Raw genomic sequence first — 21,937 nt, 5'->3', positions numbered from 1 at the left:
CGGATGAGCACAATAATAAGACTGTTAAGACACAGAAGGTAACGGTAGAGGATACAACGCCGCCAGAGCTGAAAGCGCCGGTAGACAAGGTGGTTGAAGCTACTGCAGCCGGAGGTACGCCTGTAGAGTTAGGTACACCAATATACAGCGACATATTTAAGGTAACTGTAAAGAATAATGCTCCAAAGGTATTCCAGATAGGGACAATCGAAGTAATCTGGACAGCAACGGATGAGCACAATAACCAGACAATCAGCAAACAGAAGGTTACAGTACAGGATACCACAAAGCCAAAGTTGACCGTGCCTGCTGACATTACTGTTCCAGCAACAGGAACGAGGACAAAGGTTTCAATTGGTATGGCAACCGCCACGGACATATTCAATGTAGCAATAACCAACGATGCTCCGGCAGATTTCCCACTGGGAACTACAATAGTAACCTGGAAAGTAACTGACGAAAATGGAAACTTTACAACAGGTACTCAAAAAATTACTGTTGTTCAGAAGCTCAAGGTTAAAGCATTCAATGCAACCAGAAATAATACAACAAATACAATTGATCCGAGGATCATGCTGGAGAATATCAGCAGTACGGATGTCAATCTGTCTGATATAAAGGTAAGATACTACTTTACTTCAGAAGGCGACTACACACAGATCTTTGCGTGTGATTACTCGCAGGTATCGGGTTCAAGCGGCCAACGGAACATTACATCTTATGTATCGGGCAAATTCAGTAAAGTCACTGGCAAAACCAATTGTGACTGTTATCTTGAAATAAGCTTTTCCAGCAATGCCGGCCGCCTCAAACCGGGGGAAAATGTCATAATTCAAAGCCGATTTGCAAAAATAAACTGGTCCAGCTATACGCAGAGCAATGATTATTCATTTAACCCAACAGCAGATGACTACACTGATACTTCAAAAATAACTGTATACTTATCCGGAAATCTAATTGGAGGCATTGAGCCTTAAAAGCATCTCACATCACAAGTTACAAGCTGCAATCCGTTTTCTGCGGATTGCAGTTCTTGTAATATGCCTAATTTAATATTCAGGAAAGGAAACCCAGCTCAAGGAACAGGCCAATGTAAAAGCCGGGGTGGAAGGCTATAGAAAACAGTGGAGAACCGAGGTAAACACTGCAACCTCCGAATATGAACAAAGAGGCAAGTGCCGAGTCTGATAAAAAGAAAAAAGAAGTAGGACAGATAAAAGAAGAAAAAGAGTGCGAAGTCAAAAAGTTATCAGGGGCGAAGACCAATGTGCAGAAATTGGAAAATGACTGGTCACATTCTGATTGTCTCATTTATTATTCAAGATAATGGAAATGGGGAAAATCTCTTTATTAAAATCTTTTTAAAAATATTTTCAAAATTAGCTGTTAAACACTTCCTGAGATTTACTTTTTAAGTAGAGTGAATTTATAGGAGTGAAATACAAAATGCAATTTACAAATAAAGTACAGCAGAGCAAAGAGCAGTCTTGGAGCAGTGGAAATAAAGGCTTGCAGAATAGGCCTGGTTCTCAAAAACCAGGCAACCCAAAGGTGTAAGAACAACGGATTTAAGAAGAATGGCGGAAATATTCCTTACTTATCCCGATACCGTAACACGGGAGGAATTCATGCTATTCCAAAAGGCTGTCGGCTACAGACAGGCCGTCAGTCTGCTTGCAGAAGGAAGAAGACGTAAAAATCAGGATAAGACTGAAAAAATAGATAAACAGGATAAAAAGCTATCAATAGAAGAAAAGTATGACAGGCACAATGCAGCAGAAAAACCGGCAAGCGAGGAACAGGGCAGAAAAGCTATCGAGACAATGGGGCAGGAGAGAAAAGCTGAAAAGCCTCAAAAAAAAGAAATAAAAGAAACTGCTAAAAAGTCAGAACAACAAATAACAACAGAGCTAAAGCCAAAGGACTTAAATAAGGCGGAAAATACTAAAGCAGAAAATAAGTCCTCAGCCGATAAGCAAAGCCAGCAGACCAAGGAATCAGTAAATGTTGCAAAAAGCCAAAAATCCAGCTCCATGCAGCATAAAGAAACTTCTGAGTTGGAGAAGGGAAATGAAAAGCAGAAGCAGGCTATAGCACAAAAGCAGGATAAGCCTGCCCAGGCAGCAAGCGGTAAAAAGCAGCAAAATCCTGCTTCTGGTGGAATTTCAAATGCAATCGCAGGATTGGGTGCGGGTAATAAGAATACTAAAAAAGCTCCAACTGTGAATATAGAAATGGGAGAGCCGGAGAACATACTCAAACAAATGGAAAATGTTCCGCCGACTCAGGTTTTACATGCATACTCTCAGGTTACAGATATTTCAAAGGCATCGCTTGAAAAACAAACACAGAAAACACAGGCTGCTTTGCCTAAAGTGCCTGCTCCTACCGGACTTGTACCTGTGAAAAAGGGCAGTATCCCGAAAAAGAAGGCAGCACAGATAAAGCATACAGAGCCGGCTAAATTCAAAGGTGTAAAAACAGGCGGCAAGGAAGAAACAATAGGCAATATAAAACTTGGTTCGGAAAATGAACCTGATCCTGAAGAAATAATGGCAGAGGCTAGAAAATACTCTGCAGATGCACCCGCAGTCAGCTTGGATGGTGAAGCTGATCCTTCCCAGACAGAAGCTTTCAACACAGAAGCCGTACATACCGTAGAAACTGCAAAACAGCAGGAGCTACAGCAATTGAACAATGAGTTTGGTGAGAATAGCATATTCCCTATAGAAGACAATTCTATACTCAAAGCTAAAAAAACCCTAAAAACAAAACAAAGCAAAATAAATAAAGTGAATAAAACTTTTGACATTTCAGCTGATATGGAAGCTCAAATGAATAAATCGCTAACACCTGAATTTAAAGCAAAAGTCGGTGAGCAGCAGAGTAAATACAGCACCGGAAAAGAGAAATTTGACACAGACGTAACTACAGCAAGAGCAGACTCAGACAAACAAATCACACAATTAAAAGAAGACTCAAAGAATAAGCAGTTGGAGCAGCAGGAAGGTGCCAAGTCGGAAGTAGAGCGTCTGAAGGGTCAGTGGAGAGAAGAAGTAGACCAGGCAGTATCCGAATATGACAAGCAGGCTGAATCCGAAACAAAATCAAAAACAAGTGAAATAAGCAAAGTAAAAGAGCAGAAGGACAAGGAAGTAAAGGAAAAGCTAAAACAAGCAGAAAAAGATGCAAATACCGAATACAAAAATGCAAAGAAAGATGCAGATGAAAAGAAAAAGGAAAAAGAAAAAGAGCACGAAAATAAGAAAAAGTCCTGGTGGGAAAAAGCCGCTGATTGGGTTGCAGAAAGAGCTAACCAATTTGTTGAAGGATTAAAAAAGTTAGTAAACTTCATATTCGAAGGACTTCGCAAGGCAGTCAAAGCCATATTTGAAGCTGCCAAAGCAGCAGTTGTCGGATTGATAGAGTTAGGTAGGAAACTGATAGTAAACATAATAAAAGGTCTTGGTGAAATACTAAAAGTTCTTGTAAAAGCAGTGTTTGCGAAATTCCCGGGAATAGCGAACAAAATATGCGGGTTTATAAATAAAGCAGTCAACAGAGCAGTACAGGTAGTAAATACAATAGCAGACGGACTAAAAAAGGGTGTCAGTGCAATAATTGATGCATTAGCCAGCACGGTCGATACACTGCTTGGAGCTATACAGTACCTTTATAATCAGGCCTTAAACGTAATAGGCATGATAGCGGGCAAATTAGCAGAAATAATGGCTGGAATCGCAAGATTAGGTGAAGCTGCCAAAGCATCGTTGCCTCACATAGAAGGAAAGCTATGGGAGCAGCTGATTGGAGTGGACATTACACAGCCAATGGGAAATGAAGTTTCAGAGCAAACACTTGAAGCAGAAACAACTAAAGACTCTGCAGACGAAAAGCTTACAGAAAATGATGTGGAAATTGAAAATGTGGAAACCGGAGAAATTGATTCGGAATTTATACAGGACATGAATCTTAAGGATGGCGAGACAAAGTATGTAGAAGGCAGCAAAAATCCGGAGACAGCTGAGAGTATTATGAATGATTTTGATACCGGTAAAGAGGTCGGCAAATCAGGCGACAGCTTTGCAGATGGTGTAAAAACGCGAGCTGAGAATGCAGCAACGCTACTTGACCAGATAAAAGCATTTGTAATAAAATGGTTAAAAGAGAACTGGTTGAAGCTATTACTTGGTGTAACCGGAGCTCTGGCCGGAGTCATAGTGCTTAACATACTTACAGGAGGTGCGATAACTGCCGCCCTGCCTATAATATTGGAAGTAATAGTCAACGTAATGAATGCGGCATCAATAGTAGAAGCTATAACAGGGGCAGCAAAAAACATAGCAACATATTTGTCACAGGGCTGGGTAGGAAACATCGGAGTTGCGGCTCCGGCACTTGCAACAGCATTGGCAATAGGGTTATTGGCACTTGCAGCAGTTGTAACCTCAAAGTTAAAAAAGCCATCACATCAGGCATAAAAAAGACTGCAAAATCAGCAGTTAAAGGTATAAAAAACCTTTTAAAATCCGGTAAAAAACTAATATCAAAATCCGGTAAATTCCTGATAGAAAAAGGTAAGCTGGTAATAAAGAGACTGGGTAATATATTCCCGAAGGGAATGAAGAAGCTCAATGATTTAACGAGTAAGATACTGTCTAAATTCAAGTTTAAAGGGTTGGAATTTAAACTTGAAGGTAAATACATACTTATTTATGGTATATTTAATCCAAAGAAACTTATTGCTAAGTTAAAGATAAAGGATACGGGAGCGAGAGAGGTCAGGGCTGGCAAAGGTTTAATAGGGAACAATTGGAAGTTTAACCCAAGTAAAGATGTAGACCTGCGCGGGTCTGGGAAAACTTACAGAGATGGACTTGATGAAGCATTCAATCGAACTGGTTTATCTAGAGATCAATTTGAGGTAACAAAATGGGGTAAAGATATAAATGGTAAAAGTGTGCCGGTAGAATGGGAAGGGCCTGGCGGCGCAGGCGTAAATATGGATATACCAGAATGGAATAATGTTAAAACTAATGGAACTTTAGGGGAAGGTCCACATCAACCTCACATTGGTTATCAAACACCTGGAAAAGGTGCTAATAGAATTAGGGGACATATCTTTACAGATGATGTTCCAGCGACAAGGAGATAATTATATGAACATCAAACCAAACACTAATGAATTAACTCAAACTAGTAACAATATAGGTATAGACGTAGTTATATTGGACGAGAATGATTCTAAACAATACATTAAAAAAGTAATTAATATATTTAAACCATTTAAAACTACTGGACACTTATCTATTGGTAATGAAACACTGTCTATTCCTTTGGAGGGAAATGAGTTTTCATACTCAAAACACTTAGAAAGTGAACCTGCTTATATTTTTTTTGATCAAGAAAGCAGAGATAGAAATTCAGTAGTGGTGATAAAGGATGTTAAATTAATTGGAAATTTAATGGAAAACTCATATGGTATGGAGTATTTTGTATCTAATAAAAAAGCGGATTTCTTAATTGCTGTAAATTGGTATGTAATAGAGGTTGCAGGTTCAGCAATCGAATCCCTAACAAAATTAAATAGCTAAAGATATACTAATAAAGGGTAGGTGTAACAGCCTGCCCTTTAATCTGCCTATCAGATAGACATAAAACAATAATAATGAACTTGCACCTTTTCAGAGTAAATCAACAAAAGTTCTGTATTTGAACATTTGATTAAAAACCACAGGTGTCGGTAATGACCACCATGTAACCCCTTGGTAAATGCGGGCATTCTCATAATCCGACCACCTGAAAGGTGATACTGCAAGGTAAGCATTGACGAAAGTGCTAACTGATTTAAAGGACCCATTGATAAAAAATCCTAAAATGCCTTACAAAGGAGGTCTATAGAATGAAATGGTTTCAACCTATAGAGTGTGATAAAACTGTAAAAAAGGCACTTGTTTGCGATGATAGTAATTTTGAAGAGTATGATTTTGAAGAATATGATTTTAAAACTGGCAAAGAAATTTTAAATTGGCCTAATGATGTCTTCTTCAAAGCAAGTCAAAAATATGATGGAATCCCAGACGATGCATTACAGAATGCATACATGATACCAGTGTATTCGAAAAAGCTAATGGATGAGTTAGCTAGTGCTGGAATTGAAGGTATACAATATTTGCCTGTTAAAGTTCTGAATTATAAAGATGAGGTACAAAACATATTTTGTGTTGCAAACCTCCTCAACTATGCAGAAGCATTTGACTTCAACAAATCAATTTATAATAGATTTAGTGAGGATTTTCCAAATCCAAATGTAAAAGGTGCAATTGCAGGAATCATGAAATTTGTGTTAATAAAAGAAAAACTCGAAGGGTTTGATGTAATTAGGTTAAAGGAGTACAACCAGAGATTTTTTGTATCAGAAAAATTTGTAGAAGTGTTTGAAAAGAATCATTTTACTGGATACTCTTTCAAAGAAGTAGAATTAATCTAACTAAAAATGTACTGCAATATTCTGCTTCCGCTGATTGCAAAACTAAAACAGAAACACACATAGAGCAAAACTTTTATTTGCAAAGAGTCTTAGCAGTTATGAATTTTAATTAAAAGCAAAAGGGCTTAAAAGACTTTCTTTTCAGCGTAAGCATGCGAATAAAGGTTGTCGGAAAGCCGTGTGTGGGAAATCCCCACGCCTGGTTCTGTGGGGGTCTGGGCTGCGAATTGCGCAGCCTTTCTACCTGGAGCGGGTGAGAAATATCACCCGTCTACTCTAGCTGCGCCAGAATCAATAGGGGAATTGAGAACAGAGCTGGGGCTAACAGTATACATAACAACCCATAATACTTTGGGCTGAGAAACTGAAAAAGCATGGAATGATCAAGGTTCTAACAGATAAAAAACATTTGTTAAGACCTTTTTTTATTTTCGGTTGTTAAATCCCATTTATAATTTCCATATTATGTGAGGAAGCACAAAAAGCCTCAACAAAATAAAGAGTAAAAAAGGAGAGCCCCGTATGGAACAGCTTAGAAGTGTTATCGAAATGCTGAAAAAAATCAATTCCAAAAACAGTTCAGTCCTGGACTCATGTAAGGAAGAAAAATTGCAGAAGGATATCGAATATGAGAATCTTTTTCAGTCCTACTGGTCGTCCAATCTTAGAGTCAGCAATGTTGTAGTGCTGTTGGAAGCTATTGAAAAAGAACTGTCGGCCATAAAATTATAAAAAAGTTAAAAAATTTTTAAAATCAGTTGTAAAGTGCTTTTTATTTTTACCATATATAGTGTAAGAGAAAAACCACAATATATTGATCAATATTTATATATTAATCAATATGTATTGTATTCCCTGAAAATCACACAGGTATGGCTAAAAAAATTAAAAGGGTAGGATCAAATGAATATTACAGAATACGACTTGAGCAAGACAACCGGGGAAGCTGTCATACCGTTTTATTCAAGCCTGGAGTATATAGAAGAAGAACTGAAGCGGCTGGACCTGAAACTCATATTATATATCCAGAGCTGTCTGGATGCCGGTACTATAAACTCCGATATGCCGGAATTCACATCCGAAGATGAAATATTTACTTTACTGGAGGGCTTCAGCACATTGGGCAGTGACAGGGAACAAATTGAAAACCAAATCAGTCTGCTGGACATACTGATTGCCGAAAGGTTGGAAGCCGGAAGGGAGCAGGGCAGACACATCTCTCTTCAATACCTTTCATGGATATACGGACTTGGAGCATTTGAGCAATTTTGCATAATTGCGTGCCTGGCGCCTGAAGTCGATCAAAAATACCAAAAGGTATACGGATTCCTGCAAAATGATATGACAGAAAAAAAGCCCACCATTGATATGCTGGTCCAAATATTCCAGCTTGAGGAACAGGAAAGAAATCTTATCCGGAGTGTATTTGATATTCAGGCGCCGCTTGCCGGATATCTTATGGAACTTCACAATGAGCTGTCGGACAGCTGGATACCCTTGATCACCAGGCATTTGAAACTGGATGACTGGGTTGTAAACTATCTGCTTGATATTAACATACCGGATGCCCAGCTTGTACAAGTGGCGGAATTTATTATGCCGGCCGGCAATTGGAAGTATGGCGCATCTCCTGCAGTAGAAAACAGTTTTCCGTCAGATCTGGGAAATAAAATAATCAGGTTTGTTGACTATTACCGGGACACAGGCAGAGAAGGACTCAATAAGGTTTTTTATTTCTATGGCCCCCAGGGGGTAGGGAAAACAGAACAGGTTATTGCAATCTGTGACCGACTGGGTCTGCCGCTCATCATGGTGGATGTGGAGAGAATGCTGCTGGCAGATGGCTTTGAGGAATTATTCAGGCGGCTGGAGCGTCAGGCGAGGGTGAGCAATGCAGCCATATGTCTGAAGAATGCCGATCTCCTGCTGAAAGAGGCAAATCATCAGAGCAAACAGAACAGACTCCTTCAAAGACTTCAAAGTCTTATACCTTTGACCTTCATTCTGGGACATGCTCCATGGAATCCGACAGATACAGGCAATACCGCTGCCTTTGTAGGAATCGAGTTTCCGTATCCCAACGGGACAGAAAGAAGGAACTGCTGGGAACAACAGAGCCGGGAATATAATTTGGATGATGATGTCGATCTGGATAAATTTTCGGAAAATTTCAGGTTCACTCAGGGTCAGATCAAAACGGCGCTCAGGCTCGGCGAAAGCAGCTCGGTATGGAACCTGGCCGAAAGTGGAAGGATTGGGAGAGAAGAACTGTACAATTCCTGTTATGCCCAATCCAATAAGAAACTTGGCACCCTGGCCACTAAAATAAAAGTGCTTTACACCATGGAAATGCTGGTACTGCCCGAGGAACAAATGGAACAGATGCAGGAGATATGCAACCAGGTGAAATACCGTTCGCTGGTATATGAAAAATGGGGGTTTGAGAAAAGATTATCTCTTGGAAAAGGTTTGAATATTCTGTTTTCCGGGCCTCCGGGCAGCGGCAAAACAATGGCGGCAGAAGTAATAGCAAATGAAATCGGGCTTGAAATCTACAAAATTGATGTATCACAGGTAGTCAGCAAATACATAGGTGAAACCGAAAAAAATCTGGAAGAGATATTTAAAGAAGCTGAAACTTCAAATGCCATACTGTTTTTTGATGAAGCCGACGCACTTTTTGGAAAACGTTCGGAGGTAAAGGATGCCCATGACAGATATGCAAATGTGGAGATCGGTTACCTGCTGCAGAGGATGGAAGAGTATGACGGAATTGTAATTCTGGCCACAAATTTGAATCAAAATATTGATGAAGCGTTCCTGAGGAGACTGCATTTCAATGTAAATTTTCCCTTCCCTGACAGGGAACAGAGGAAACTTATCTGGCAGGGCATATTTCCTGCAGCGGCTCCGGTAGACAGGGATCTGGACTATGACTTCCTGGCGGAAAAATTTGTACTGGCAGGGGGAAATATAAAAAATATTGCATTGAACGCTGCTTTTTATGCAGCCCATGCATCGGGCAGCATAGGCATAAAGGATATAATGCTGGCTGCCAAACGGGAATACAAAAAGCTGGGCAAGACATTTTTAATGTCGGATTACGCCCCATATTATCAACTGATTGAGGTGAAGAAATAATGCCTGTGGAATCACGCACAGTAATAAGAGATGTCAGTGCAAGCTTAAAAGCTTTGATCAAGGCAAACGTACCCGAACTGAATGATGACAGCTATATCAGCTTTGGCTCGCCAAGTGACATAGATTCATCAAATATCTGCCTCTCGATGTGTTTATATTATCTCACTGAAAGTCCAAGTATGAGAAACAGTGAAAAAGAATCTCTGGCAGACACAATTTTGTTTTATAATCCACCCGCGTATCTGGACCTTTTTTACTTAATGACACCTTATGCAAAAGACAGGGATACCGAACTTCTCATACTTGGAAAACTGTTTCAATTGTTTCACGAACATGCAGTACTAAGCGGAGACGACTTAAAAGGAAATCTGGCGGCTTGCGGAAACGAGAAAATAAGAATTTCCTACAATAATCTGTCATTACAGGATATTAAGCAGCTATGGGAGGTTTTTCCCGGAAAACCTGCAAAGCTCAGTTTGTCCTATTTGATTTCTCCGGTCAAACTGCCGTCCGAAAAGATAATTACAATACCAAGAGTTCTTGAAAAAGATCTCAATGTTCACAAAATTTAAGTTTTATAGGCCTTAATAAAAACGGGCCATAAAAATCAGTTATAACAAGGAGGACTTGAAATGCCAAATTATTTATCACCAGGGGTTTATGTAGAGGAAGTTTCCAGCGGAGTAAAACCGATAGCCGGTGTTGGAACAGCGGTAGGTGCTTTTATTGGACTTGCCGAGAGAGGCGTAATCGGCAAAGCAATACTTGTAACCAACTGGAGCCAGTATGTAAGTGAGTTTGGAGGCTTCATACCAAATGCTTACCTGGCATATGCAGTTTACAATTTCTTTGCTGAGGGAGGCACATCCTGCTACGTTGTAAGAGCAGCTTCATCCGATGTCAAAAATGCGGTTAAAGTAGTAACGGATACCGAAGGTGACAATCTTCTGGAAATCAGTGCACGTTCCGAAGGAGATTGGGGCAACAGACTTTCCTTCACCATCGAAGAACCGTCAAATGGACAGCCGGCAGGTTTCAAACTGACCATCAAGTATACCGAGCTCAGTTCATTTAACGATGAATATGTTGGTGAAGAGGTAGAGGGAGAGATAGTCGAGATCTTTGACAATCTGCTGATATTCAACTGCGAGGATAAGATCAATGATGTTTCGTCTTTTATAAAAATACGCCCGCTGGTTGACCTTACAATTCTGGAAAACCGTGATAAGAAACCGCAACTTACAACTGAGTTCGTGAATCTGGAAGAAGGAAAGAACGGAATATCCTCAGTTGAATACCTTGACCCAATAAATCAAAAAATTGGAATCCATGCTTTTGATATTATTGATGAAATCAATATTTTAGCTGCTCCTGATGTGGCAGACCTGGCCGGCAGCCGCAATATTATTCTGGAGATGCTGAACTATTGCAGATTGAGAAAGGATTGCTTCTTTGTTGCAGATGCTCCTCATGGGCTGACACCGCAAGAAGTCAAGAACTTCAAGGAAGGTGTGTCGGAAAGATTCGCCGGTAATGCTTTTAACAGCTCTTATGGCGCTTTGTATTATCCCTGGGTCTATATCAATGATCCGCTCACAGGGAAGAAAAAGCTTATTCCTCCATCGGGATCAATAGTGGGAACCTATGCATATGTTGACTCTTCAAGAGGTGTTCATAAGGCTCCGGCAGGAACAACCGACGGTTATCTTGACACTGTTGTAGGGGTGGAAAAAATTATAACAAAGGGAGAACAGGAACTTCTGAATCCTATAGGAATAAATGTTATCCGCTCCCTGCCAGAAGGTATCTGCATCTGGGGTGCAAGAACACTTTCTTCCGACTCGGAATGGAGATACATAAATATCAGACGTCTGATGATGTACATTGAGGAATCGGTAGACAAGGGAAGCCAGTGGGTAGTTTTCGAACCAAATGAACCATCTCTGTGGGGAAAAGTAAAGAGAAATCTTTCAGCCTTCCTGACCAGGGTATGGAGGGACGGCGCATTATATGGATCAACACCTGAAGAGGCATTCTTTGTGAAGGTAGACGAGGAAAACAACCCTCCTGCCGTAAGAGATGCAGGCCAGCTGGTAATTGAAGTGGGAGTGGCTCCTGTTAAACCGGCAGAATTCGTAATAATCAAAGTCAGCCAAAAGACGCTGGCCAAATAACAACCAGAGAGGAGATTAAACCATGGCTACAGGCAAGAGAATAGATCCATACAGGAATTTTAGATTCAGAGTCGTTATAGACGGTATTCAGGTAGCTGCATTTTCAGATGCCACAATACCGGACACATCGACAGAAGCTGTTGAATACAGGGAGGGGACAGATGCGCCTCACTCCAGAAAACTGTCCGGTCTCGCCAAATTCGGAAATGTAACTCTTAAAAGAGGACTTACCGATTCAATGGAGTTGTACAACTGGCGTAAAGCGGTTGTTCAAAAAGGTGCTCTCAACAACAGAAAGAGCTTATCTGTCATACTTGTAGATGAAGAAGGCAATGAAAAGGCACAGTGGGATGTCGTGGAGGCATGGCCCATCAAATATGATGTCAGTGCATTCAGTGCAAAGGGCAACGAAGTCAGTGTCGAATCAATTGAATTGGCTCATGAAGGAATTACCAGAGTCAAATAAAAGGAATTATTTCTAAGAAGCTATATGCAGTTTTGTGTTTATTGAAATGATAACATACTCGCAAAAGTTCATACAATGAGGTAGCAGGTCATATTCAATAACTATTTTATCAAGCTTCTTTTGCCCCTAAAATTGAAAGGCTTGGTTCAAATGTTTTGCAAGCCCTCCACATCAACCCTGGAGGGCAGGCAAAATACCTATAATTCTTATTAATAAAGTGAGGTTGCTCAAATGGATTTTTTACAGACCGAATTTAATTTTACCCTGCCCAAAGGATATGTGGATGAGACAGGTACGGTACATAAACAGGGAATTATGAGGCTTGCGACAGCAGCTGATGAGATCATGCCGCTGCGGGATGCCAGAGTGCAGCAAAATCCGGCATACTTGTCCATAATACTGCTCTCCAGAGTTGTGACAAGCCTGGGTTCGCTTAAGATGATAACACCAAGAGTAATTGAGGAATTATATACGTCGGATTTCTCCTATTTACAGGAGCTGTATAACAGAATCAACCAGAACGGTGCAAATGTTATAAAAACCCAATGTCCCAAATGCGATCACAGTTTTGAGATAGAGGCTGAGACGCTGGGGGAATAACCGGCTACCCTCTCGACCGCCTCTACGAGGAGGTAGCCTTTTTGTCCTATTACCTGCACTGGGATTACAAAACGGTAATGGGCCTGGAACACTTTGAGAGAGAACGTTGGTGCAGGGAAGTCAGTCAGATTAACAAGAAACTCAATGGAGATGAAAATGAAAAAGATTTCTTTGGAGTATAGGAATATCGAATTTTCTTGAGGTTTAGGAGGTTACCATGGAATATAAAATGGTTAACGTTGAGCAAAGAAGGAACTGGGTTCCTGGAATCAGGAAGGATCCTTACCTCGCCTTTAACTTTGTAGTTGAAATAGACGGGGTCACCGTCGGAGGTTTCACTGATGTTTCGGGTTTGAGCATCGAGACCCAGGTTGAACGGAAAACCTTCGGAGGCGAAAATCATAAGGAATATGCGTTTCTGACACAGACAAAATACAGTGACATAACTCTGAAGCATGGGGTAACAAGTGATGATTACCTGTGGAACTGGTACCAGCAGGTAATAAACGGTGTAATAACCAGAAGGAACGGTTCCATCTGCCTGCTTGATTATTCGGGCAATCCAAGCATATGGTGGGATTTCCTGGACGCATGCCCGATAAAGTGGGAGGGGCCTGCTTTCAGTGCAGGCAGCAGTACTGTCGCCGCTGAAAGTATTGTATTGACGCATAATGGAATTCAGATGCACAGATAAAAAAACATGTTATACGGCCTCCGTCAGGAAAAGTATGCTTGCATACACGGATTGTAAGGTTGCATACATGGATTGTAAGGGTTGGTAAACATGCTGAAAATAAAGAAATTAAAGCCGGCGGGAAGAATACCTGCATCATTAAACAAGCAAATTGATAAATATTTTGCACATAAAATATTTGAAAAATACGGGATCAACAGGTTCAGGAAGCAATTCGGCAGTTTGGTTTTCAAGATGGGTACAAGGGATTATGAAGAAACCAGTCCAATAAAAATGGAAAGTATATCCGGAGTGGTCAATAATCACAGTTGGTACTTAAATGAATATAAACCCATTATAAATATTCAAGTCGGGAGAGAGCCGGTTTATTTGAAAACAATTAAGGAAAAACCGGTACCCATTTATATATATTCGGAAAAGCTAATGAATAAGCCTGCTTTTCCGGGCGCGCAAACCGGAGGAGAAAGACTTCCGGACAGGAAAGTATATATTAAAAATACCGGTCGGGCTCAAAGTGTTAATACTTCAGAGCATACAAGGGAAGCTTCACATTACCGCACCGTAAATATTTACACTGGCCGGCCGGCAGCCGATGAGAATACCTTGGCGGATTACAAAATATTGCCGGGCAGCAGCATATTGCAATATAATACAACAACTCTGCAGAGAAATTCATACCTGCATACCGGAATAAGGAATTTTAACAGCGGCACAAAGGCATATTACACAAACATAACTGCTCCGCTCAAGCCTCTTCAAAATGAAAAAGCGGTACCATTTACACGTGGAGAACCGCCGGTGCAGAGCTACGGTACGGAAAACATCAAAGGTCCCCCGGATGCATATAAAAACACAGTTGAGCCTTTGCTGTTCAAACAATGGGAAATGCCGCGCAAAAATGTTGAACCTTATTATCAAAACCATCAAAATCAGCAAAACCATCAAATATTTAACTATACGAAGTTCAATAATATAACAGAGTTTTCAAACCATTACAGGATCAATAAAAACACACTGCTGCAAACTGAAGAGACGTACAGTAGAGTGATCCGGACCGGGTATGAGCGTCTGAGCCATACTGATATCCGGAAGGACACGGTTTTGAAAGAGTTATATTATAGCGCGGTGCCATTAACAAGGGTCTGGGGAAAGCAGGACCCGGAAGCGGCCCACAGGCAGGCTCATATGCCGACACAAAAAAATACGCCCGGGTTTTTACCCGAAAGTAAAAATTCCGGTTTGATACTATATAAACCCAAAATGGAAAAACCTGCTGCGGCAGAAAATCAGTTTGCCGGGGATATACTGCCGGGAAGGAATGAAGTATATACAAAGGCCCTGACCGCCTCTGCATACGGCAAAAGGACCAATATTGACAGTCCTGAGGAAATAAATCAGCTTGCCGAGAAAGTATACGGACTGATAGAGAAGAGGCTGGGAATTCAAAAAGATCGGAGGGGTATTAGATAATGGCACAAAAGGCACAAATAATTCCATTGGACTTGGCCGGTGCAGGTCCAATTACGGTAATGTTCAATCCAAATGAATACACTGTTTCCTTTGAAGGAAAGTATACCGGAGAGAATGACAAAAAGCAGTTCATACGTACAGAAACTCCGGAGTTTAAGGTCTCACTGTTTTACGATACCTATGAAAGGCGGAGGGATGTAAAGCTTGAGACCGCAAAGATCACCTCGCTGCTGGACCCCAAAGTACCCGGCAAAAGCACAAAAAAGCCGCCCGTATGCCTGTTTATATGGGGAAAGTTCACATACCGGGGTGTTCTCAGCAAAATTGATCAGAAGTTTACAATGTTTTTAGAAGACGGAACTCCTGTAAGATCACTGCTGGATGTCACATTCATATCGGATGAACCCGAAAAGAAGGTGGAGATAGCAGAAGGCCGGGAGGCCTGCAGAAAGCTGTGGATAGTCAAGAGTGGTGACAGGCTGGACCTGATTGCCAATGAAGCACTGAAAGATCCCATGAAATGGCGTATAATCGCCGAGGTCAACAAAATAATCAATCCGCTTGGTTTCCCAGATAAGAACGATTTCGGAAGGACTCTGGTTATACCGGATTAAGGTGATGGATTATGGGCAGTGTTGCAAATTATAAAATAAAGTTAAACGGTACTGATTTTCCAGGGGACCTGATGAATGCGGTAGAAGCGGTAACTGTAGAGGATGAGATAAACCTGCCTGCAATGTTTTCCATCAAGCTGAACATGGTAGACAGCAATAATGGAAAATGGCGCGGTATAGATCTGAAAACCTTCAAACCCGGAGATAAAATAGTCGTATCAATGGGCCTTGACAGGGTGGAAACCATGGTCAGCGGTGAAATCACATCACTGGAACTAAACCTGTGCAACCACTCGATTTTGGAAATAAGGGGTTATGATATGCTTCACAGGCTTAGAATGGGTACCAGAAACAAGGTTTTCACAAAGAAAAAAGACAGTGATATAGCAGGTGAGATAGCAAAGGAGCACGGATTATCCCCACAGGTGGACGATTCAAAAACTGTTTACCCATATGTTTTTCAAAACAATCTCAGCAATTATGAGTTCTTGTTGAAGAGAGCTGCATATCTGGATTATGAGTTATATGCCGACGATAAGAAAATGTATTTTGTAAAATCACGGGCGGCAAAGGCGCCTGAACTTCCGGACTTTACTTATAGGAAGGATTTTGAGGAATTAACACTGGAGCTGAAGACGTTGACACGCGGAAGCCAGGTGGTGGTCCGGGGCTGGGATATAAAAGAAAAGAAGGAAATGGAAGCAACGGCCAAAAAGGGCGATGAAACCACAAAAATGGACGGAAAGGAATCGGGCTTTGATGTTTCATCAAAAGCCATCGAAGAGTCGCCGGTAGCTGTCTGGGTTGAAAATCTCATTGATCTGAATGAGGCGCAGAGTGCTGCAAAAGCGGCTTATAACAGCCTCCTGAAAGAGTTTATATCGGGACATGGCAAGTGCTATGGCAATCCTCTGGTAAGAGCCGGAAAATCGGTTAAGATTTTGGGAATAGATGAGCGATTCAGCGGAAGCTATTATATCGTTTCAACTATTCATAACATAGATAAAACGGGGTATATGACTACATTCAAAGTAAAGAGGACTGGAATATGAGTGAGGGCATTAGTATTTCAAATTTTACTGATTATATAAAAAGTGAAGAGAAGATTTTTGGCGTGATGATCGGTGTCGTTGTTAAGAATGACTCGGCCAATGATTCCGACAAGCCCGGTCCCGGCCTTGTAAAGGTTAAGATACCTCTATTGGGCATGCAGGAATCAAACTGGGCAAGAATTGTTTCATTCATGGCCGGAAAAGAGAGAGGTGCTTTTTTCCTTCCGGAAGTAGAGGATGAAGTTCTGGTGGCATTCGAAAACGGAGATGTGAACCGGCCCTTCATAATAGGTGCCTTATGGAATGGAAAAGACGCTCCGCCCGATACCAACAGCGACGGAAAAAACAACACCAGAGTGATCAAATCACGGAACGGGCATATTTTGCAGTTTTCAGACAAGCAAAACGAGGAGAAGATAACGCTGAAATCCTGTAAGGGACATATCCTTGAACTGGATGACAAAAATGGTGAAGAGAATATAAAGGTTATTGACAAGTCAGGCAATAACAAAATAGTTATCAGCACAAAGGATAACAAAATAACCGTAAACTCTGACAAGGACATTGAGTTTTCGGCCAAGGGCAAATTCTCTGTAAGCGCAAAGGAAATTGAAATGAAATCTTCGGCTGCAACAAAGTTTGAAGCTTCTTCTTCAATGGACGTAAAAGCATCTGCAAATATGACCATCAAGGGAGCTACGGTAAATATCAATTAGCTCAAAAGGATAAATTTTAGTTACTGACAGACGAAAGGAGAGGTATTTATGGGACAACCGGCGGCAAAGCAGGGAGATCAGGTCACGGCAACAGACATACATATTGTGATGATACCGGTAGGTTCCGGTAAAGTACCGGTCCCTCTGCCACATCCATTTACGGGGATTATAGACGGAGCCCTGAGCAGCAATGTGAACATAATGGGGAAACCGGCTGCTACGGTGGACTCTACGGCAACCAATACACCGTCGCATGTCCCCAATGGCGACAGCTTTCAGAAGTCCCCCAGCAATAAGGGGACCATAAAAATGGGAAGCGCCACTGTAAAAATAAACGGGAAAATGGCGGCCAGAAACGGGGACACCGCCATGACCTGCAATGATCCCTCCGATCTGCCGGTAGGGAAGGTAATTGCGGCAGGAACTGTACTCATAGGAGGTTAACGTATGAAGCTTATTTTTCTTTATATCCTTTTACAGGTTAAGCGATAAATTAATAAATATGGGAGGTTATTATGGAGGTTATAGATTTTTTAGGGAAGGGCCTGAAATATCCCTTTTCCGTAAAGAAAGCCAAAATGCGTACTTCGGAAGGCGAAGAATCAATAAAAGAATCTATTATGCTCATACTGGGTACCGCCAGGGGAGAACGGGTAATGAGGCCGGATTTCGGGTGCAGGCTGAATGAGATGGTGTTTGCCTCCAACGATTTGAATACTGCAACATTGATTCAGACTTACGTGGATGAAGCACTCCTCAACTGGGAGCCCAGAATAGAAGTACAATCTGTAACGGCCACCATGAGCCGCCAGGAGCCGGTAATAGAAATCGATATTGAGTATATTATCAAATCCAGTAATAGCAAGGGAAATCTGGTATATCCATTTTATCTTGAAAGTGTGGGGAAATAATGACTACTATTTTACCGAAAATTGACCAACGCAGCCAGGAGGAACTGGCAAATGAAATAAGACGTCTGCTGCTGTATCATTGTCCGGAATTTGAAGATATAGAAGAAATCAAATCGGACAAGCAGGCAGATGCATTGATCAACATATTTGCAAATATGACGGGACATGTGATTGAAGCATTGAATAAAGCGCCTGAAAAGAATTTTACAGCCTTTCTCAATTTGATAGGAGTCAGCCCCATTTCTCCAAAGGTGGCTAAGGCGGCTCTGGTGTTCAAACTAAAGGAGGATTGGGAAAAAAACGGCTTTATTCCCGCAGGGACAAAGATTTCAGCTCAGCCGGAAAATCAGGAGGAAGTGGTTTTTGAAACTGAAGATGATCTGACAGTGATCCGTCCCGGTCTTGTGAAGGCAGCAGGCATAGATCCTTCAAAGGACAAATGGAGTGATTTGGATTTCCTGCTGTCGGCCGAAAATACCAGCGGTAAGGCAAAACTGTTCAGCGGAGAAACACCTGTCCTGCACCGTGTCTACATAGGACACAATAACCTTTTAAATTTAAAGGATGCGGTAATCAACCTGAAAATGAATATCAAGCAGAACGGAAGTGTAAATACTCCGGCAGATATTGACTGGTTTTATTTTAATGAAAATGGTGAAGCCGTCCCGTTAAAGGTAGAAACAGGCGTTCGGCAGTCGGCTTTTTCTGCCAGCGGGGATATATCTTTTTCAAAAGCCGAAGGAATTTCTCAAAAAACCATTTCAGGTTATGACAAAAGCAATGAAATGAAAGAATGGACATATTATTGGATATTTGCCGAATTGAAATCTCCTCTTCTGAATGCCGATTCCATTCCAGATATAGAGAGCTTCAAAATCAGTGCTGACATTCAGGTGACCGACTTAAGATCAAAGTCAGCTGTATTTAATTATGCTCCCATAGATCTGACCAAGGATTTTTATCCGTTTGGTGAACGGCCGTCATTCAATGATGCCTTTTATATATCCTGTAAAGATGCTTTTTCAAAAGAAAATGCCAGAATAACCGTCAATTTGAAACTGTCGGAAGGGGTGGCCTCTCCGCAGGCCTCGGGCATAATTATTGCATTGGAACACTGGAATGGGATTAAGTGGACCCAATTCGGAAAAATTGGCAATACAGGAGAAATGGGCAATGTTACCAGGGATGAAACCGAGGCATTCACCAAAAGTGGAAAGCTGGAATTCAAGTGCCCCAAGATAGACCTGTACAATTTGAACGGTGAGGAGGACTACTGGATACGCTTCAGAATAATAGCCGGAAATTATGGGACCGACAGCACAATAAATTATGACACCAGGCCGGTTACAATACAAAATGAAGAAGTAAATCTCTCTCAGGTGGTGTATACCCAGGCCAGTTTTCTTCCCCCTTCAATAAAGGAAATATTATTTGACTATATATATACATCCAGGTCAGAATGCCCTCAAGCTGTGATTACTGAAAACAATTTCCTGTTTGTTGACAGAACAAATGAGTGTTCGGCCGAGGGGAAAACCTTTAAACTGTTTTCAACCTGTACTGATACTGATCCGGCTTTATACCTGGGATTTGACAGGGATATAAGCAATTTGCCGCTGTCATTGTTTTTCCCGCTGACCGGTGATCAGGTAGGACATAATCCTGTGGTAGCCTGGGAGTACTGGAACGGCAGGAAATGGCTTACATTGAGTGTAAATGATGCTATCAGGGATTTTACAAGAAGAGAGATACAGCAATTGTTCATACCTGCCGACATAGAGAAGACTCCGCTTTTTGGAGCCCGGCAGTATTGGATACGTGCAAGGCTTGAAGAGGGTTATTTCGAATCATACCCTGAAATCAACACAATATATTCAAACGCCGTATGGGGAGCCAATGCAAGTACCCTTAAGGAACAGATAATCGGTTCAAGCAACGGTGAACCCGATCAGATTTTCCAGTTTGCCCGTATACCCGTTTTACCGGGACAGGTGATAAGAGTGCGTGAAACATTGGGACAAAGTGATCCGGTAATCTGGGAGGAAGTGCAGAGTTTTTCGCTTTCAGGACCGGACAGCAGGCATTATATGCTTGATTCCGGCAGCGGAACTCTTACTTTCGGAGATGGCAAAAGCGGTATGATACCGCCTGCGGGAAAGGAAAATATAATCTCTGACTACAGGTATGGCGGCGGGGCACGTGGAAACGTACAGGCAAATACCATTAAAAAGATGTGGGATAATTTTACAGGAATAGATTCATTAACAAATCCCCTGGCTGCCGACGGAGGCTTTGACCAGGAGGAAACCGGGGAATCAAGAATACGTGGACCCCACACTTTGAAAAGCTGGGACCGCGGGATAACCTGTGAAGATGTGGAATGGCTGGTGCGTGAAGCCGCCCCTCAGATTGCATTGGTCAAATGCTTTCCCACAATGGACCGGGAGCTGGATTTTACACCGGGTAAGGCAACGGTAATCGTGGTTCCGGAATATAACGATCCAAAACCCGTTCCAAGCCAGGAATTGCTTAATGAAATAGACAGATATCTTTCGGAAAGAATTGCAGCTGTTCTGAACACGGCCAATTACCCCCGCCTGGATGTAATAGGCCCGGATTATATACGTATAGGGGTTGAAGCAGCCGTAAAATACTTTAATTCCGAGTCGTCAAAAATGATAGAAGGACAGATTATCGACAATCTCAGAGAATTTTTAAATCCTCTGCGGGGCGGGCAGGAAAAAACAGGCTGGACCCTTGGAAAGAATTTGTACATATCCGAAGTTTGTTCGGTAATCAAGGATACACCCGGTGTTGACTACATTTCGGATATTACCGTCAAAGCCTCGGTCCAATGCTGCACGCTCAATCTGGAACAGCTTAAGGACGGACCGTATAAACCTGATATTCCATACCCCACATACAGCGCTGTTAAAAGTAAGGATAACAGGATAATATTTGCTCTCGCACAGAAGCTGGAACCGGGCAAGCCCGTGAAGACTCTCCTGGTTAAAGGGTTCAGGGAGGGACATAAAATAGAGCTGAAGTGCAGGAACTATCCCACTGAAAAGCTGGTTATAAAATCTGTTGACGGAGATATCCTTGAATGTATCACAGATGAGGGAGGTCCTTTAACATCCGACTACCCTGTAGGCAGTGATATTGAAGTAGCCGTAACACAGGATCTGACTATACGTTCATTTATATTAAACGAAATAAAGGCCGGTCAGGAAACCTTCTTTATCAAAATGGCTGTTCCGGAACCCCGCGATATTGTTTATTTAAGCCGTAATGATGAATATACAAATACAGTGCCTCTGAAGATTACCGAGGTGCTGTCGGGGGATGTTTTCCTGGAAGAGGATGAAATTGTTTTCAGCGGTGTTCATCTTATAAACAAAAAGCCCGACCTTCAGTTTCCCTATCTTTTAAACAGGGATACCGGAATAATTCATGATGTCAGCAATATAACCGACCAGTGCCACATAACGGAAATTCTTAAAGAGGACAGAAGGTACCTTGAAAAGGCAAGTGATGTGACAGGTGCGGAACCCTGCAGCTACTGCATGACTTCCAGGGATTGACAACCGGTAAATACATTTAATTACA

General features: G+C 41.6%; 21 protein-coding genes. All 21 read left to right on the top strand.

The features are described 5' to 3' along the window. The coding region (locus CTER_RS17715; protein ID WP_004627702.1) for a cellulose binding domain-containing protein at positions 1 to 977 on the top strand (977 nt) is incomplete at its 5' end. 182 nt (positions 978 to 1,159) lie between these two features. Then, positions 1,160 to 1,327: a hypothetical protein gene (locus tag CTER_RS28375; RefSeq protein WP_165585971.1), complete on the top strand. Its 168-nt coding sequence runs from the start codon at positions 1,160 to 1,162 to the stop codon at positions 1,325 to 1,327. A gap of 250 nt (positions 1,328 to 1,577) precedes the next feature. Next, a complete protein-coding gene (locus tag CTER_RS17710) occupies positions 1,578 to 4,481 on the top strand; it encodes a hypothetical protein (protein ID WP_131469451.1) in 2,904 nt (967 codons plus the stop codon). Positions 4,482 to 4,621: 140 nt separating this feature from the next. Continuing rightward, complete coding sequence (locus CTER_RS27100) at positions 4,622 to 5,155, top strand: polymorphic toxin type 47 domain-containing protein (protein WP_004627786.1); 534 nt, start codon at positions 4,622 to 4,624, stop codon at positions 5,153 to 5,155. A 4-nt stretch (positions 5,156 to 5,159) separates the two neighbouring features. Continuing rightward, positions 5,160 to 5,594 carry a hypothetical protein gene (locus tag CTER_RS17705; protein ID WP_004627567.1) on the top strand — a complete coding sequence of 145 codons (435 nt, stop codon included), beginning with the start codon at positions 5,160 to 5,162 and terminating at the stop codon, positions 5,592 to 5,594. Positions 5,595 to 5,902: 308 nt separating this feature from the next. Further along, complete coding sequence (locus CTER_RS17700) at positions 5,903 to 6,490, top strand: imm11 family protein (RefSeq protein WP_004627774.1); 588 nt, start codon at positions 5,903 to 5,905, stop codon at positions 6,488 to 6,490. 522 nt (positions 6,491 to 7,012) lie between these two features. Then, positions 7,013 to 7,222 (top strand): hypothetical protein, encoded by a 210-nt coding sequence (locus CTER_RS17695; protein WP_004627619.1) that lies wholly within the window; start codon positions 7,013 to 7,015, stop codon positions 7,220 to 7,222. Positions 7,223 to 7,393: 171 nt separating this feature from the next. Next, on the top strand, positions 7,394 to 9,631 hold the full coding sequence (locus tag CTER_RS17690) for an AAA family ATPase (RefSeq protein ID WP_004627559.1): 2,238 nt from the start codon (positions 7,394 to 7,396) through the stop codon (positions 9,629 to 9,631). Continuing rightward, positions 9,631 to 10,203, top strand: coding sequence for a Pvc16 family protein (locus tag CTER_RS17685; RefSeq protein WP_004627530.1), 573 nt, complete (start codon positions 9,631 to 9,633; stop codon positions 10,201 to 10,203). The genes CTER_RS17690 and CTER_RS17685 overlap by 1 nt, the downstream gene beginning before the upstream one ends. A 60-nt stretch (positions 10,204 to 10,263) precedes the next feature. Next, a complete protein-coding gene (locus CTER_RS17680; RefSeq protein ID WP_004627609.1) occupies positions 10,264 to 11,805 on the top strand; it encodes a phage tail sheath family protein in 1,542 nt (513 codons plus the stop codon). A gap of 22 nt (positions 11,806 to 11,827) precedes the next feature. Beyond that, a complete protein-coding gene (locus CTER_RS17675; protein ID WP_004627763.1) occupies positions 11,828 to 12,271 on the top strand; it encodes a phage tail protein in 444 nt (147 codons plus the stop codon). A gap of 231 nt (positions 12,272 to 12,502) precedes the next feature. Beyond that, positions 12,503 to 12,871, top strand: a complete 369-nt coding sequence (locus CTER_RS17670) for a hypothetical protein (RefSeq protein ID WP_004627776.1) — start codon at positions 12,503 to 12,505, stop codon at positions 12,869 to 12,871. Continuing rightward, a complete protein-coding gene (locus CTER_RS28370) occupies positions 12,868 to 13,053 on the top strand; it encodes a DUF6760 family protein (protein ID WP_004627588.1) in 186 nt (61 codons plus the stop codon). The genes CTER_RS17670 and CTER_RS28370 overlap by 4 nt, the downstream gene beginning before the upstream one ends. Positions 13,054 to 13,088: 35 nt before the next feature. Further along, positions 13,089 to 13,565: a phage tail protein gene (locus CTER_RS17665; protein ID WP_004627788.1), complete on the top strand. Its 477-nt coding sequence runs from the start codon at positions 13,089 to 13,091 to the stop codon at positions 13,563 to 13,565. A gap of 90 nt (positions 13,566 to 13,655) precedes the next feature. Then, positions 13,656 to 15,035 carry a ubiquitin family protein gene (locus CTER_RS17660; RefSeq protein ID WP_004627534.1) on the top strand — a complete coding sequence of 460 codons (1,380 nt, stop codon included), beginning with the start codon at positions 13,656 to 13,658 and terminating at the stop codon, positions 15,033 to 15,035. Next, positions 15,035 to 15,649, top strand: coding sequence for a CIS tube protein (locus CTER_RS17655; protein WP_004627734.1), 615 nt, complete (start codon positions 15,035 to 15,037; stop codon positions 15,647 to 15,649). Before CTER_RS17660 ends, CTER_RS17655 begins: the two co-directional genes overlap by 1 nt. Positions 15,650 to 15,660: 11 nt before the next feature. Next, entirely contained in the window at positions 15,661 to 16,701 is a 1,041-nt protein-coding gene (locus CTER_RS17650; RefSeq protein ID WP_004627712.1) for a phage late control D family protein, read from the top strand. Beyond that, entirely contained in the window at positions 16,698 to 17,417 is a 720-nt protein-coding gene (locus CTER_RS17645) for a phage baseplate assembly protein V (protein WP_004627705.1), read from the top strand. Before CTER_RS17650 ends, CTER_RS17645 begins: the two co-directional genes overlap by 4 nt. Before the next feature lie 48 nt (positions 17,418 to 17,465). Further along, positions 17,466 to 17,861: a PAAR domain-containing protein gene (locus CTER_RS17640; protein WP_004627543.1), complete on the top strand. Its 396-nt coding sequence runs from the start codon at positions 17,466 to 17,468 to the stop codon at positions 17,859 to 17,861. Positions 17,862 to 17,932: 71 nt separating this feature from the next. Further along, a complete protein-coding gene (locus CTER_RS17635; protein WP_004627632.1) occupies positions 17,933 to 18,328 on the top strand; it encodes a GPW/gp25 family protein in 396 nt (131 codons plus the stop codon). Further along, a complete protein-coding gene (locus CTER_RS17630) occupies positions 18,328 to 21,912 on the top strand; it encodes a putative baseplate assembly protein (protein ID WP_004627765.1) in 3,585 nt (1,194 codons plus the stop codon). The genes CTER_RS17635 and CTER_RS17630 overlap by 1 nt, the downstream gene beginning before the upstream one ends. The last annotated feature ends 25 nt before the right edge of the window (positions 21,913 to 21,937 follow it).

The organism is Ruminiclostridium cellobioparum subsp. termitidis CT1112 (assembly GCF_000350485.1).
Lineage (GTDB): Bacteria > Bacillota > Clostridia > Acetivibrionales > DSM-1351 > Ruminiclostridium > Ruminiclostridium termitidis.
Note: the sequence above shows the minus strand (reverse complement) of the source record. Positions and strands in the feature narration are given on the sequence as shown.